Here is a 14,021-nt window from a genome sequence, read left to right as displayed (position 1 = left end):
ATCCAGCCAATTGTTGCCCCGATGTGGAGCAAAAGTGGAACAAATGTATGAGCAGATGGCCCCGCACAATACCTTTCGATTTACGGTACATACTGGAACGCCTGCGCGAATACCGCAGCGCACTGAGTTTTCAGGATGATTGGGGGCAATCTTCGAGTGGCCGAACGAGCACGGCGTCGAACCACCTGATAATGTGTTGCCGACCGGAACGGAACTACGCGGACCGGTCGGACACCTTTAGATCAGTTGGTCCCGGTTTCTTCAGCTTTGTGAAAAACCAAAAGCGTTACAAACAGTCCTCCGATCAACAGCATGTGACCGACTGCAGAAACACCAAATACAAAATAGCTGCCGACCATCAGTGAGAAGATTGCGCTCCACATCCATGCCAGCAGTTGCATCAGCATGTGGGCAGTTGGCAAAGAATACTTTTTCAACGGGTTTTTGGTTTCATCCATCACCGAAGCCCAGGATGATATTACGTCGAAACTTTTGGTCATGACTTATCTCCCTTCTTTAAGGGGTACGGGTCGAAATGCCCACCGGACCAAAAACAACTTCCCGGACGTTTGCGTCGGAGTGCTCAAATGAAAAAACACCGCATGGAGGCGGGATGGAGTAAATCCCGAAAACATCCCGAATGTGGTGTGCGACTTTTTTTAGAAGCAAGAATTACAATTTTGGATTCATCGCGAATGGTTTTTCAAGTTCTTTAAGTTTGTTCTCAAATGACGGCTCATTGATCCACTCAGTGATTAGCGGCGTATCTTCTACACACGTCACTGGGAGGAGAATTCAACATGACGAAGGTAGTTTACGCTGCAGTAGCTGTAGTGGTTGCAATGTCGGGTACAGCCGCGTTTGCTGGTGGCAATAGCGCCAATGCAAAAGCAATGACCGAAAACATCAAGACGTTCAACGGAAACACTGCTGCGGCACTGCGCCCCGGAAGTGGTACAGACTTTGAGCAGCTTCCGGGAAACACCGGTTGGGGCAACGCCGGCAGCTTTGCTACTGGGGCGGGTCTTGTCGGCGAAGGATTTACGTCCGGCGGACAAGTATCCAAATCGGGTAAGAGAAAGAACGATCGATAAATTGATAATGTGTTGCGCTGCTGGTAATAGCGGCGCAGCCTTGGCGATTTCGCCCGAGACACGGTGCTGTGTCGACTCCAAACCCCCACTAAACGTTCTTTGACAATGGAACCTGACATCTCAGGTCCGGTCGGTCACCGTTGAAGACTACGAATGTCGGAAAACGCCCCGTGTTTACCGGCTTTCGTTTTATTGCCACTCCAACCAGCGTTCTATGGATTTCTGGCAAAAAAGTACCCCGCAATGAGGTGGTGCTAACCAGTCCACGTAGGGTTTCAGTGGGCAGCTGAACCCATTATCGATACGCGTCATGTCTAAAGCTGGATTACGAAAAGAAACTGCACCCCGCACTGAGGCGAGGTGCAGTCACTCACGAGACGATTCCGGATGGGGCTGCGGAATCATGATTCCGGATTGGACCTCGGAATCTTAAAGTATACGGCCTATTTAGGAGATCGGATCAGATTGCCCGTACTGCGGTTCAGGGCTGCGAACCAAAGTACGGGCATTGTCCAGTTGATAATGAACCAGACGTACCAATTACGGCTTAAGGTCTTTAGTGGATGAGAAACGTATTAAGGGAGCGTGCTGTTCATCCATCGTCGGCGTCGTTAAAGATACTTACCGCAACCGTCTCAAGATTGTGGGGACTAAAAATATCTTCCTCGACCCAAGCCTTGGCGCTCGCTGGGATCGCAAGTGCAGCCGCTAACGCGAATGGTATTATTCTAAGCATAACCCGTGCCCTCACTATATTTGACCGTCATATAAGCCTGATGAGTTCAAGCGGCGTGCGAGTTGATGCCAATTTTTCAGACAGTTGGCAGCTTTCCGGCGCAAACCCTTAAACCCGTGCCACCAGCTGGATAGAGGGGACAAAATTGGCAGCACGGGCCGTTCCGCGAGTGATGTAATAGGAATACGTAAAAGCGGACAGCACAGACGTGCGGCGGACTGTCACTACCAAAACTAAGCCCCGCGCCGCCCGGGGATGGACGATAAACAGACAATAGACGGACGCGGGGCGGTAGTTAGAGGAGCTCAACCTACCAACACATTCCCTAGTCTAAGAACGTCACGCTTTTGTGACAGTTTAACGACAGTCTATTCACTCTTGGAGATGGCCCATCCATGTCTGGAGCTACAAATTTGTGCATTGCCGCGCAGCGGCGAACGACCAGTTTGTCCGCACAGCGGTCGTTCAGGCGATCACGTCGCGCGGCGCTGCGGCGAATGGGCTCGGAGCGGACTTGCCGCGATGCAGCGGGTCGCTCTCCTACCTGCATTCTGCCATTTTAGATGAAACGCTGAGTACTGCTCCCGCCCAAAACCTTTGGAAATTTCGCTTTCTATGCCATCCTTAGGGAAACGAGGGGGAAACATGAAAACCAATTTATTGGCAGGTATTGTCATTGTCTCCGGCGCAATGGCGTTTGCCGAACCATCTTTGGAGCGAGGCGAATACCTTGTTGAAGGACCTGCCGCCTGCGGCAACTGTCATACTCCACTTGGACCCGAAGGACCAATGATCGAATTGAACCAGGCCGGTCGCCTGGTGGAAAAAAATCCAGGCTTTACGGCAATTGCGCCCAATATCACCCCGGGTGGACGCGTGGCAGAATGGACAGACGAGGAATTTGCTCGGGCAATTCGGGAGGGGATTACCCCAGGTGGGTCGAGGGTAATAGGGCCCCCAATGCCAATAGCACTTTACAGTCGGCTGTCGGACGACGACGTTCTGTCGATTGTGATGTACATGCGCAGTTTGCCAGCGGTCGAGAATGATCCCGGCGAGAGCGTCTACAAAATACCGCTACCTCCCGCATATGGACCGCCCGTCACAAGCGTCGTGCACCCAGAAGAAGGTGTGACCGTAGAGTATGGAGAGTACCTTGCCGGTCCGGTGGCGCACTGCATTGAGTGTCACAGTCCAATGGGCCCCATGGGGCCGGATTGGGTCAATCAGCTTGGTGCAGGTGGTTTTGAGTTCCATGGTCCATGGGGAGTTTCAGTTTCATCCAACCTGACAACGCATGCAGAAGATGGAATTGCCGAGTGGACGGATGCGGAGCTGAAGCAAATGATCACAACTGGCGTCCGACCCAACGGAAACCCGATGCTGCCGCCCATGGGCTACGGGTACTACAGCCGTATGACGCCCGAGGACGTCGATGCAATAATTTATTACTTGCGCCAACTTCCCTCGTTGCCGGATCCGACTTAACGCATTTGCCATCCATTCGAAGTCAAAATTTTCAGGCAAACCGATGTCATAGATGCAAGTCCAAACGTCAACTTTATCCGCAAAGCGGTCGTTGAAGCGAATTGAAACTAGCGATCGCTCAGACCTCAAAGCAGTCGCTCAAAAACTTGAGAGGCGCTGCAACGCAGAGAACGGCTATTTGGAGCCAAAGCAGCCTTCAAATCGAATTGTTTCTCAATTGTAAGCACCGGACGAATACGTCAATTCATAGGAATGGCTGTATAGTTCGAACACAATACCGAATGGATCTTCAACATAGACCATCCGGTAAGGTTTATCGCCCGGATAATAGTAACGAATGGGCATCCGCTGCTTTCCCCCTGCCGCTACGATTTTTTCCACCAGACCTTCCACGTCGGGATCTTGGATGCAAAAGTGAAATGTCCCATTGCGCCGGTAGTCCATGTTGTTTTCAGGCGCATAATTCCCGTCGAACTCGAAAATCTCAATCCCAACGCGATCCGCAGTCGCCATGTGAGCTATGCGCAGTTTTTTCCATTCTGGTCCAAAGACATCCGTGCACATTACACCAATATCGCTATCATCCTCGAGAACGTCTGTCGGCGGCATGATGACGTAGAAGCCAAATACCTCAGAATAAAATTTTACGGCTTCATCAACGTCTGGCACAGAAAGCCCTATGTGAGAAAAGGATCGAGGTGTGTGCAACATTGTAGTTCCTTTCAACTGTTTTGGACCAAGGTTCAGTTTCAATAAAATGATCTGCAAGTAGAAGTCTGCCTAACAAAGGAAAAGTCAACTTGTGATTGCCGAATTCACAGCTGCTGCCAGCAAATTGATTGACCCTTCAGCGTTGATCCACGGGTAGATATCTGCGCGGTATTGAAAGCGACCACGTCAGCAATGCAGGCGTTGTTTAGCCTGCAGAAAACGTCTTCTTCTTTATTGCGTCTAAAGCCCGTCGTAGCGCGGAAGTTCAAAGTACAGAGGTTCAAATTACAGTATTGCGCTTCTCAAAGTGCCGAGTGCATTACTAGTTCTGGTATGATTTTCTGCGTCCCAGCGACGATCGATTTCAAATATATTCGGGTAAAGCCATTTTGACGTTGCCACTGAGGAACAAGATAATTTTTGAAAATGGGCCTGAATTGAGCTTTCGAACTTCCCCAATTTTCTATCTCTGAGTTGCGACCGCCGGCAGTTGCACGCGGCCCGCGCGCTATGTCCACAAAATGAAATCCGTCCGCATTGTTCTTCCGTATCCAACTATGAAAATGGAGGTGTGGAATGTTACGGATAATTGTGCTTTGCGGCTTGCTATTGCTAGGCGAACAAGTGCGCGCCCTTGAACTTGACGCGAAGTTTGACTCGATTGACGGGGGAACCTTGTCTTTGTCAGATTGGAACGGTCAACCGGTTCTAGTTGTCAATACGGCATCCCAATGCGCGTTCACCCGTCAATACCGGGGGCGTTAAGACCTTTATGATCGGTATCGCAACCGCGGATTGGTTGTTGTCGCGGTCCCTTCGGATGACTTCAAGCAAGAACTGGCCACCAACGACGAAGTGCGCGATTTCTGCGAACTGCAATACGGAATAGATTTGCCGATGAGCGTGATAACACACGTGACCGGCCCTGACGCTCACCCTTTCTTCCGGTCCTTGAAAGAGGAGGAAGGATTCGTGCCAAGGTGGAATTTCAACAAGGTCTTGATCGGTCCCGATGGCACAGTCGTAGAAACCTACAGGTCGACCGTTGATCCGCTTTCGGCGTCCATTACGAACAAGATCGAGGAACTCCTGCCATGAAAAACCGCTCCAGCCGGATCACTCTACCCATTCATCACAATACGCAAGCACCCAGATGATTGTGCGGGTATAGGACTTGAACCGCTCGTCCAGCAATGGCATCCCAAAAGGAAACCAGTCTCACGTGGAAAATGTCAGATGAAAAATCTTCTTCTAACGTGCTGCTTTGGATTTGTTTTTCTTGGGTTCACCGCGTTTCCGTCGGCTGCCCAGCCTCGGTTAGGATGGGCGTATCAGGTTGATGGGCTTGCCGCGTTTCAAGGGGATGCGGATTTGAGTGGCGGTGGGAAGTTCTCTGCAAGTCGAGCGTTTCTACGTGCTACCGCACTTTACAATCTAGAAGGCGGAAGCAGCGTTGGGCTTTCCACCAGCTTTGGCAAGCTGGATTATAATTTCAGCCAATCTAACAACCAGCCTTGGGAAAACATCCAGGACCTTCGCGTAGCTGTTCCTGTCCGGTTTCGTGTGGGGGATACAACAACGGTTTTTGTTTCGCCACAGATCAGGTGGGACTACCAAAGCGGGGCCTCCTCATCTGACGGTAGAACCTACGGTGTTTTTGCAGGTATTGCATGGCAACTGAACGAGCGCCTAACGATAGGTCCGGCCTTTGGCGCGTTTTCTGAATTTGACGAAAGCGGTACTGATTTTTTTCCGGCTCTGCTTATCGACTGGGACATAAATGACCGCTGGAATTTGAACACTGGCTCTGGTGTCGGAGCAACGCAAGGCCCCGGGTTGTCGCTGAGCTACGCTCTAAATGAGGTTATCGACCTTTCGTTGACCGCACGCTCAGAGAGAATTCGTTTCAGGTTAGATGGGGATGGCCTCGCCCCGGATGGGGTGGGTGAAGATAAGAGTATCCCTGTAGTTCTTTCTCTTGGGTACAATCCGAATCCTGGGGTTTCAATGAGCGTGTTTGCGGGCGCAGAATTTGATGGCCGCCTGACTTTAGATGATGCGAACGGAGTAGAAATCAGTCGGCAAAGGTATGACACTGCACCATTGGTTGGGCTGGCGTTTAGGGTCAGGTTCTGATCACGGCATCGAGCCAGTTTGCCATATGTGTGGGGAGGTTTTCTCGCGTCTGAGTTGAACCACTGCTTTGTCCGCAAAGAGGTCAGTTAGACGGAACATAGCGAATGGCTGCTCTGAGCCCAAAATGCTCAGTCAGTTTTCCAAGCTTGGGCGTATGCCGTGCTTTCTTTCTAGGTTGGAGACCAACCAAACTAGGTCCTCCGAACAAGTGCACACCCGTACAATTTCCTGCCAAGTCACACGTCGGATAAGGCCCGGGACACGACAAGCTGCGAAAGCTAACCTAAGTTGATCGTCAGCTTCTCCGCCTGGGCGGTAGACCGGATTTCGAGCATCGTACACAAAAACTGCATGTCCGTTGGAAGGATGCACGCTGCCTTCACCGTCAACAATTGCAGCAAGCACGTTGCGAACAATCTGATAGGTCGGCAACAGCGGGCACGGGGACAGGTCTTCCAGGGTGTCCCAGTCAAAAACACTTGGAATGTGGTCCCAATAGGTAATTCCGGTCTCGGAGAGCGCGCACCTTGCCTGCCGACCTTGTTGCCGCGTGTAACTACCATTGCAAATTGGCGTCTCAGTCTTAGAGGCGCGAACGCGGGAACACATTCCAAACTCAGGCTCGCAGAACTTGCATTCGACCGCTACGCGATAATCTTCCATTTCCAAACAAACGTCCAATTGAGTGGAACGTGGTTCATTCATGGTACGGACATCCACCTCCATAGACATCTTGGCCAGTGTGGTTTGCGCACCAAATGCAGGTCTTCCACATTCCGCGCGTACCTGCGCAAGTAAATCCAAACAATCAGCGGCTTTGAATGCACCGAACACGCTTTGCGCCAATGCTTGAGAACTTTTGAAAGATCCAAAGTGCTTATGTCGGTTCTGAGGTGCGATTTCTGCTTTTATCTGTGCAGCCCGTTTCTCTTCTTCAGGAAGCATGAGGTTTAGATCGGGCTTTTTTGCTGATGCTACAGGCGGTCTTCTCGTTCCTTCGCGACCGTCAAGATCGTCTCGCGACAATTTCTTTGCGTGTTCCCACCACACCTTGTGGAGCAACTCTTCATGTTGGCGGACGTCGTATACCTTTCCATGCGAAGCAACGTTTGCACTCTTGGGCAAAAACGACGGGTATTCCAGTTGACCCAGTGGTTTTAGTCTGGGCGCGATCGTCTGTTCACCATATTGAACTACGGCATTGGGGATTGAGGCAAAATTTATACCGAGACCCAATGATTGCGATAAACCCTGCGCTTTTTCTTCCAAAGCCAGCGTTAAGTCTGCGTTGTCATGTAACCAACTTGACCACCAATCGGTTTCTCCAAGTATCACAATCTCCGGACGCTCCAGCAGCATCTCTCGACCGAACTTGTTGCGACATTCATCGGCGATACGGCCTAGATTGGCCTCAATGATTGCGGCATATCGCAACCCCTCGAGTAACGCGACTGGTGGTGGGTCACTGGGCCCTCCGGCATGCCCGATTACCTTAAGCTCAACCACAACCGGTCTTCCGTGCTCGGTGATACCGAACATGTCAATTTTTCCGATTTCACGATCCGCGCGGCTGGCTTTCAAAGGAACTTGATAGTCGATTAGCTCAAACTGGACGACGTTCGGTAGCAGCCAGTTTTGCTGAGCGTTGACCATCGCAATCGCAAAGTGTTCTTCCCGTCGGTTCGTTTTTCCTGTCGTGCTCGGGTATCCGCTTCGACACCCTAGATACTCCCGGCTAGGTGGCCGCGCCGGAGCTTGTGCCTTCAGTTTAAGATATGCTTCAGCGTAGGGAACGATGTCGATCTGCGCGACATCCTTGGCCAGTGAAGACTTTGGCCAGCGGCGGGAAAACAACAGATCAGTATCCATAAGCCGACTATAGCGACGCTTCGCTCATTGTCAGGCCCTTCAATAATCAAATGAGCTTTCCAAGTTCACCATGGTTTTGCGCATCATGGCCAAAGTCGGCTTTGTCCGCATGGCGGTCATTTAACGCAAATAATCCAAAGTCTGGTATCCGAAGGAGCGGCCGTTCGCGCCTAAACTTCGGAACCCGTTTTGAGATGACGAACGGCTGCTGCCGTCCGTCAAACCGTCAGATGTCGATCTTCTCCGAGATGCTCAACGCGTCGTCGAGTTCGACCCCAAGGTACCTGACCGTACTGTCAACCTTGGTGTGTCCAAGCAGGAGCTGGACGGCCCGAAGGTTGCCAGTCTTCCGATAGATCAGCGCAGCTTTTGTCCGCCGAAGAGAATGCGTTCCGTACCCACAAGGATCCAGTCCGATGACCGCCACCCAGCTGTGCACGAGACGTGCGCATTGCCGAGTCGAAATGTGCGAAGAACTGTGGAACCTGCTTGGAAAGAGGAACTCGCGACCAAGCATGGCGGGCGATCTGACCCACTCAAAAATCGATCTTCGCGTGTTCTCGGACACTTCGAACTGAACTGGCCTGCCTGTCTTGCTCTGGACGATCGATACGCGGTCTCGAACTGCTCCGGCAACGACCAGATCCGCCACTTTCATGCGAACAAGATCACAACCGCGAAGTTTGCTGTCGATAGCAAGATTGAACAGCACAAGGTTGCGCGGGTTCTCGGCGAGTTCGAGCCGCGCACGAATTGCCCAAACCTGTCTTGGCAGGAGTGGACGTTTCTGACCAATTAGTCGGTTCTTGTTCCACGGCGGTTGAGACGGTCTGATTATTGGAAGCTGAATACTGGACATGGTGAAGTCTCCATCCAGCCCTCCCACGCCAGGCATCGGCACCCTGCCAACCAGCGCACTTTACTGTCTTTGCCATCACAGAAACCGATCGCGCGCATTTCAAACTGCAGTTTAAAATACTCAATGGCCACTTCTGATAAAGTCGGACGTCCGATGAATACGAGCCTATGACCGCTTTGCGGATGAAGCTGACACTGGCGGCGGAGCGAATACAAACGCACCGGTAGATGAATTGCGCAAAAGTCAGCCTTGTTTTTCCGAAAGACAAGGTGATGTACTTCCGCCACCTTCACAGCGGCGGAAGTACAAAATGAAACTACTGCAGTCCCCAATACTGCTCAAGGTATTCGCTGTTTTGACGGGCGCGTCGTAACGCGCCTTCCACATCGAATGGCACCTCATCCGGTGAGAACCGCGGTTGGGCGTGTTCCAGTGTTTTGGCACGCGCGTTTTCAATGCCTGTAAACGGGAACCCGAAAGCCTCTTCGTTGTTGGGGTATTCCTCCATCCACATTTCGTGTCGCGCTTTCATGACGTCGAACATTCCTTTTGTCGGGAACATAGGGAGCATCTTCGGTTGGACTTCTCGCGGATCGTTGTACAGGTCATAGTAAGACGCTTTTGCCAATCCAGGCTGGTTCCCAATCCAATGGCGTTTAAAACGCCCCTTGACGGATGCAGCGTAAACTTCGCCGGTATAGATATGTACCCAATCGCGCCGACTGTGCGTGTCTCCATTCAGGAATAGCGACGTCTGATCTACACCATCGATGACGCGGTCCGTTGGAACGTTATCGAGAGCATCTCCAAGACGAGCAAATGTCGTGAAGAGATCCGTCTCATGGATTATATCGCCCACAATTTGACCGGCTTCAATTACGCCGGGCCACCAAGCCATGGCTGGTACCCTGATCCCGCCTTCGAGAAAGTCACCTTTTCCGCCACGATACAAGGTCTCAACCATACCCGGAGGACCATTGTGTACCATGGGTCCGTTGTCCGCCATCAGAATAACCAGCGTGTTCTCGGCAATCCCTTTGGCCTCAAGATGATCCATCAAGCGCCCGATGAATGGATCGAAACGCGCCAGCCCCTCCTGCAAAAAACCGCCCGACAGAGTTTGTCTTTCTGGGTAGGGAACGAAGGCAATCAATTGAGGCCAATGCGCGATGTAGAATGGCTTGCCCTCTTCCACGCTCTTGTCGATGAAGGCGATATGACGGTCTTTGTTTAGCTCCATTTCGCGGAACCAACCTTCCAAATCGCCCGAGGTCACAAGTTCGCGTACCGGTCCGTCTTTTTCCCCTGCCAGGATCGCAGGGTGGTCCGTAGTACGCCATCCCTTGTCGATGTCATATGGATCTTCGGGATAAATTTCCGGATTTGTAGTTGTCGGGGACACGCCACCGGCGATCTCGGCTTCGGGACCGTATATGATCGGAAACTGGTTATAGGGCGACCAAACAGCTTCATCAAAGCCTTGGCGATTGAGGTAGCTTTCTTCAACGTCCCCGATATGTGCTTTGCCGAAGAATGCCGTGTTGTATCCCGCCGGCCCTAGAACTTCGGCCATAGTGACTTCGTTGGCCGCCAGTCCGCCATATTCATATGGGAAACCGACCTCGGTCAATCCGTTACGGATCGGTTGCCTTCCTGTGATCACCGCCGCACGGCTTTGCGTGCAAGAAGGTTCCGTATACATCCTCAGGAAATTTGCACCTTCTGCGGCCAATTGGTTGATGTTTGGCGTTTCCAGACCGCGTAGTTTCTGCAACGATGGAAACCCAACATCGCCAACCGGCGTATCATCCCACATGATGTGAATGATGTTTGGCGGTGTTCCAAATTTTTCACGTAGAGCAGCCAGTTTTTGATCTATCTCGCCGTCCTCAGCAACCCAGACATCACCCAGTTGAGCCTTGAGAATGTAGTAATCGGCGTCATGCACGATGTCGGTTTCAGCATATGCTGGGGCCAACCAAGCGCCGGTGCACGCCAATCCAATGGCCGCAGAGTAGCGTAACATACGCTTTGAATGTGGTTTCATTTACGAGTCCTTTTGTTTGGTCGATTTGCTTGGCGCATGGAATGAAGCGTCAAGTGCGGGGTCGGTATTTTTCGAGCGCTTGTCTGATGTCTTCCTGCAGTTCCTTGATTGCCGCTGACATGTCTGAAACAACAGCGGTCCGCGCACCTTCAACTCGGGCCAATTCACATGAAAGGTCCTGTTTGATTTGCCGATAATCGGCGACCGTGTCCCTGAAAGCGGGATCGTTAGTCAGCAGGTCAGTAAGAGCCCGCTGGTATTTCGGAAAAAGAACCTTGAGTTGTTCGGGGCAGTCCATTGTTCCTCGGCCATAGCTCTGTATTGCCGTCCGAGTAGCCAATTTGCCTCATTGATAGTAAGTGTCTTACCGTGAGACTCGTATGGCGAAGTAAGTCTGACACCTTCTCAAGCATCTGATATGGCAGTAAAATGAAACCCGATACAATGCCAACGAAAGATGAAAGAAATGAAGCTCTTGCCAAAGTTGTTGCAAGCAACGCAATGCGAAACTCCGACCGCGCCATACAATTTTTACGATACGTGGTTGAAGAGAGCATCGCCGGACGAGCGAAGGGCATAAGAGGCAAAACGATTGCAGCCGATGTCTTTGGTCGGGATCCGGCTGAAACCGATAGCGACAACGTTGTGCGCGTCGAAGCGCGAAGGGTCAGACGAAAGTTAGATGACTACTATCGCGAAGAAGGTCTAGATGATCCGATACGAATACATCTGGATGCTGGCGGCTACATACCGCGATTTGAACAACGGGCTGCGACAGAAACGCCAACAACAACCGTAAAAAATTCGTTTGGCACCAGTCTAAAATTGGCAGCGGTCGTGGGAGCTTTGGCAGTTGTCGCTTTGGCAATGCTTTTGACCTTGTCCGACATAAGTCTAACAAGACCACCACATGCTGCTATGGACAGTGAAAATAGCTTCAACGAGCGCAAGGCTCTTCGAGAGAAATCGCTCGCATCTCTGGAAGCTGCCAACCTTGATCTTCAAGGTCGCGACTTGCGGTTCCCTGTTTTGGATCCCGGTCGGCAAAAACTGGCGTTATCACTCTTCAACGAAGCTATTGAATTGGATCCAACTTATTTCGGAAGTTTCGCTAGTGCCGCACATACCCTTGGTACACTCGCTCTGCTTACACCTGAAAATGCCGAAAAGGAAAACCTGCTCAATTCGGCGCAAGCCATGGCTGATCGCGCTGTAGAGCTTGCCCCACAGGAGGGCTGGACACAGGCAGGGCAAGCATGGGTCAGCTTCGCACGGAGGGACTTTGACGACGCGATCCGTCTCGCCGAGCTCGCCGTTGAGCTGGACCGGAACAACGGGAATGTTCTCGACACCTATGGCTTCATAATGTTTGTTTCCGGCCGGTTTGCAGACAGCGCGGCGGCAACGGCTCCAGAACGATCTTTCGACGAAGCTGGCCAGCGTCTGGGACGAAAGAACATTTTTGGAGTGGCGTCTTTTCACCTTGGGAACTATCAGGATGCAATCAGTTCTTTCCAAAAAGCCATCGAACAAGGCGACCCTGTGAGCGCACCAACGTTGGTCTTTTTTGCCGCCTCATACGCGCGTCTCGGTAACATTGAAAAAGCTCAAGAACATTTTTTCGAACTGAGCCAGACATATCCCAACTTCCGCCCTGAAATAGTGTTCCCAACATTTTATCGAAACCCATCCGACGCCGACGATGTCCTCGAAGCACTTGAGATTGCGGGCTGGCGTCAGGGGTGAGTGCGCACCAGCTTTTAAAGCGGCAGGCCGAGCTTTTGCCAGTCAACACATTTTGTACAATTCGATGCAATTGCAACTTCGGCTTTAGGCTCGAAACAGCCATTCGCTGCGCAGTGCATCAGTGAACGTAGTGCGGACAAAGCTGCCATTTAGCGGAAAAGCTTCATAATTGGACTGCATGAACGAGTGCAGCGCCTCCCACGAATGACTCCGACAGCAAGACTGACTTGTTTCTAAGAATTTGATCGCGCAACATTTGCAAATTCCAGAACCTATTGGGAGGATGGCATGGCGGAGTTGCGCGAGATTGGTCAGACTGGGATACGGGTCCCTCGGATCGGGTTTGGGTCTACAGGATTGGGCAGTATTCCGGAAATTTATGGTTATGAAGTCGACGAAAACCGAGCGATTGGTACCATTAAGGCAATTCTTTCGCAGCCAAATGCATTCTTGGACACGTCGCGTTGCTATGCCATGGGCCGAAGTGAAGAGCGCATCGGGAAAGTCATTCGTGAGCTTGGCGGGTGGCCGGGTGGACGAGTGCTTTCCACCAAGATCGACAGAAATCTGGAAACCGGCGCTTTCGATGCATCCCAAGCACGAAAATCATTTGAGGAAAGCCTTAGAGCTCTCGGTGTCGACAGCGTTGATATTCTCCACATCCATGATGTTGAATACGCCAGCGACTTATCGGAGGTCAAAGGAAGCGGTGGCGCGATTGAAGAGTTGTTTCGTATCAAGGACGAAGGTTTGGCAAAGGCTGTTGGAATCGCTGCGGGACGTGTCGACTTAATGACGCCAATTTTGGAGGCTTGGGATTTTGACGTAGTCCTGACACACAACAGGCACACGCTGGTAAATAACAATGCGGCACCTCTGATTGAATTCGCAAAATCACGAGGCTGTTCGATATTGAACGCAGCACCTTTTTCAGGAGGTGTATTGGCCCGAGGCAGTGCGATCCACCGCTTCTACGTTTATCGACCAGCAGATGATGAAATACTTGCGCCAATACGTGCAGTCGAAGAGATATGCGGTCATTACGATGTTCCAGTCGGTGCTGCAGCCTTGCAATACTCGTTAAAAGACGAAGATATCACTTTGACGATTTGCGGAGTTACGTGGCCTCAGCATGTTCAACAGGCAATGGAATGGGCAGAGTGGTCCATCCCTGAAGGCGTTTGGGAGGAACTCGCTGAGCTCGACAAAACTTCGAGCGACCCAGAAGCATAGAGTCGATTTGAAGATAGAATACTATTCTTCCAATTGTCCGCTTTGGGCTCCGAGTAGTCATTCGCTGCACTCGGCCTGAACGACTGCTATGCGGACAAAGCT

At 51.5% G+C, this 14,021-nt stretch carries 10 protein-coding genes and 1 pseudogene; 6 read left to right on the top strand and 5 right to left on the bottom strand.

All coding sequences use genetic code 11. The features are described from left to right. Positions 1-242: 242 nt before the first annotated feature. On the bottom strand, positions 243-500 hold the full coding sequence (locus ACR0LH_RS17575) for a hypothetical protein (RefSeq protein ID WP_170385067.1): 258 nt from the start codon (positions 498-500) through the stop codon (positions 243-245). Between the two features lie 300 nt (positions 501-800). On the opposite strand from ACR0LH_RS17575, the gene ACR0LH_RS17570 reads away from it, so the two are divergent. Both ACR0LH_RS17570 and ACR0LH_RS17565 read left to right on the top strand, forming a co-directional pair. Further along, on the top strand, positions 801-1,094 hold the full coding sequence (locus tag ACR0LH_RS17570; protein WP_170385064.1) for a hypothetical protein: 294 nt from the start codon (positions 801-803) through the stop codon (positions 1,092-1,094). Between the two features lie 1,381 nt (positions 1,095-2,475). Beyond that, on the top strand, positions 2,476-3,318 hold the full coding sequence (locus ACR0LH_RS17565; RefSeq protein ID WP_170382254.1) for a cytochrome c family protein: 843 nt from the start codon (positions 2,476-2,478) through the stop codon (positions 3,316-3,318). A gap of 213 nt (positions 3,319-3,531) precedes the next feature. Here ACR0LH_RS17565 and ACR0LH_RS17560 read toward each other — a convergent pair whose 3' ends face one another. Continuing rightward, the gene (locus tag ACR0LH_RS17560; RefSeq protein ID WP_170383240.1) at positions 3,532-4,029 is read right to left on the bottom strand and encodes a lactoylglutathione lyase family protein; all 498 of its coding nucleotides are present in this window, start codon (positions 4,027-4,029) and stop codon (positions 3,532-3,534) included. A gap of 777 nt (positions 4,030-4,806) precedes the next feature. Here ACR0LH_RS17560 and ACR0LH_RS17555 point away from each other — a divergent pair. Then, positions 4,807-5,127 (top strand): annotated as a pseudogene (locus tag ACR0LH_RS17555) (glutathione peroxidase); the annotation flags it as partial. Positions 5,128-5,265: 138 nt separating this feature from the next. Beyond that, a complete protein-coding gene (locus ACR0LH_RS17550; protein WP_480721898.1) occupies positions 5,266-6,165 on the top strand; it encodes a hypothetical protein in 900 nt (299 codons plus the stop codon). Positions 6,166-6,297: 132 nt separating this feature from the next. On the opposite strand, the gene ACR0LH_RS17545 is transcribed toward ACR0LH_RS17550, so the two are convergent. The 3 genes from ACR0LH_RS17545 to ACR0LH_RS17535 all read right to left on the bottom strand — a co-directional run bounded on the left by ACR0LH_RS17545 (position 6,298) and on the right by ACR0LH_RS17535 (position 10,940). Next, a complete protein-coding gene (locus ACR0LH_RS17545; RefSeq protein WP_170382256.1) occupies positions 6,298-8,034 on the bottom strand; it encodes a PGN_0703 family putative restriction endonuclease in 1,737 nt (578 codons plus the stop codon). 226 nt (positions 8,035-8,260) lie between these two features. Further along, positions 8,261-8,893, bottom strand: a complete 633-nt coding sequence (locus ACR0LH_RS17540) for a tyrosine-type recombinase/integrase (protein WP_480721994.1) — start codon at positions 8,891-8,893, stop codon at positions 8,261-8,263. Between the two features lie 316 nt (positions 8,894-9,209). Further along, positions 9,210-10,940, bottom strand: coding sequence for a sulfatase-like hydrolase/transferase (locus tag ACR0LH_RS17535; RefSeq protein ID WP_480721897.1), 1,731 nt, complete (start codon positions 10,938-10,940; stop codon positions 9,210-9,212). Positions 10,941-11,369: 429 nt separating this feature from the next. On the opposite strand from ACR0LH_RS17535, the gene ACR0LH_RS17530 reads away from it, so the two are divergent. After that, the gene (locus tag ACR0LH_RS17530; protein WP_480721895.1) at positions 11,370-12,686 is read left to right on the top strand and encodes a tetratricopeptide repeat protein; all 1,317 of its coding nucleotides are present in this window, start codon (positions 11,370-11,372) and stop codon (positions 12,684-12,686) included. Positions 12,687-12,974: 288 nt separating this feature from the next. Continuing rightward, a complete protein-coding gene (locus ACR0LH_RS17525; protein ID WP_480721894.1) occupies positions 12,975-13,919 on the top strand; it encodes an aldo/keto reductase in 945 nt (314 codons plus the stop codon). Positions 13,920-14,021: the final 102 nt, after the last annotated feature.

The sequence above is a fragment of the Ruegeria sp. CL6 genome (genome assembly GCF_056536465.1).
This window is presented reverse-complemented; position numbering and strand designations above follow the sequence as displayed.

Bases quoted from the DNA above. Each gene is read 5' to 3' on its own strand.
- ACR0LH_RS17540 (WP_480721994.1), bottom strand. From the start codon at position 8,893: ATGTCCAGTATTCAGCTTCCAATAATCAGACCGTCTCAACCGCCGTGG.
- ACR0LH_RS17570 (WP_170385064.1), top strand. From the start codon at position 801: ATGACGAAGGTAGTTTACGCTGCAGTAGCTGTAGTGGTTGCAATGTCG.
- ACR0LH_RS17575 (WP_170385067.1), bottom strand. From the start codon at position 500: ATGACCAAAAGTTTCGACGTAATATCATCCTGGGCTTCGGTGATGGAT.
- ACR0LH_RS17550 (WP_480721898.1), top strand. From the start codon at position 5,266: ATGAAAAATCTTCTTCTAACGTGCTGCTTTGGATTTGTTTTTCTTGGG.
- ACR0LH_RS17560 (WP_170383240.1), bottom strand. From the start codon at position 4,029: ATGTTGCACACACCTCGATCCTTTTCTCACATAGGGCTTTCTGTGCCA.
- ACR0LH_RS17530 (WP_480721895.1), top strand. From the start codon at position 11,370: ATGAAACCCGATACAATGCCAACGAAAGATGAAAGAAATGAAGCTCTT.
- ACR0LH_RS17535 (WP_480721897.1), bottom strand. From the start codon at position 10,940: ATGAAACCACATTCAAAGCGTATGTTACGCTACTCTGCGGCCATTGGA.
- ACR0LH_RS17565 (WP_170382254.1), top strand. From the start codon at position 2,476: ATGAAAACCAATTTATTGGCAGGTATTGTCATTGTCTCCGGCGCAATG.
- ACR0LH_RS17545 (WP_170382256.1), bottom strand. From the start codon at position 8,034: ATGGATACTGATCTGTTGTTTTCCCGCCGCTGGCCAAAGTCTTCACTG.
- ACR0LH_RS17525 (WP_480721894.1), top strand. From the start codon at position 12,975: ATGGCGGAGTTGCGCGAGATTGGTCAGACTGGGATACGGGTCCCTCGG.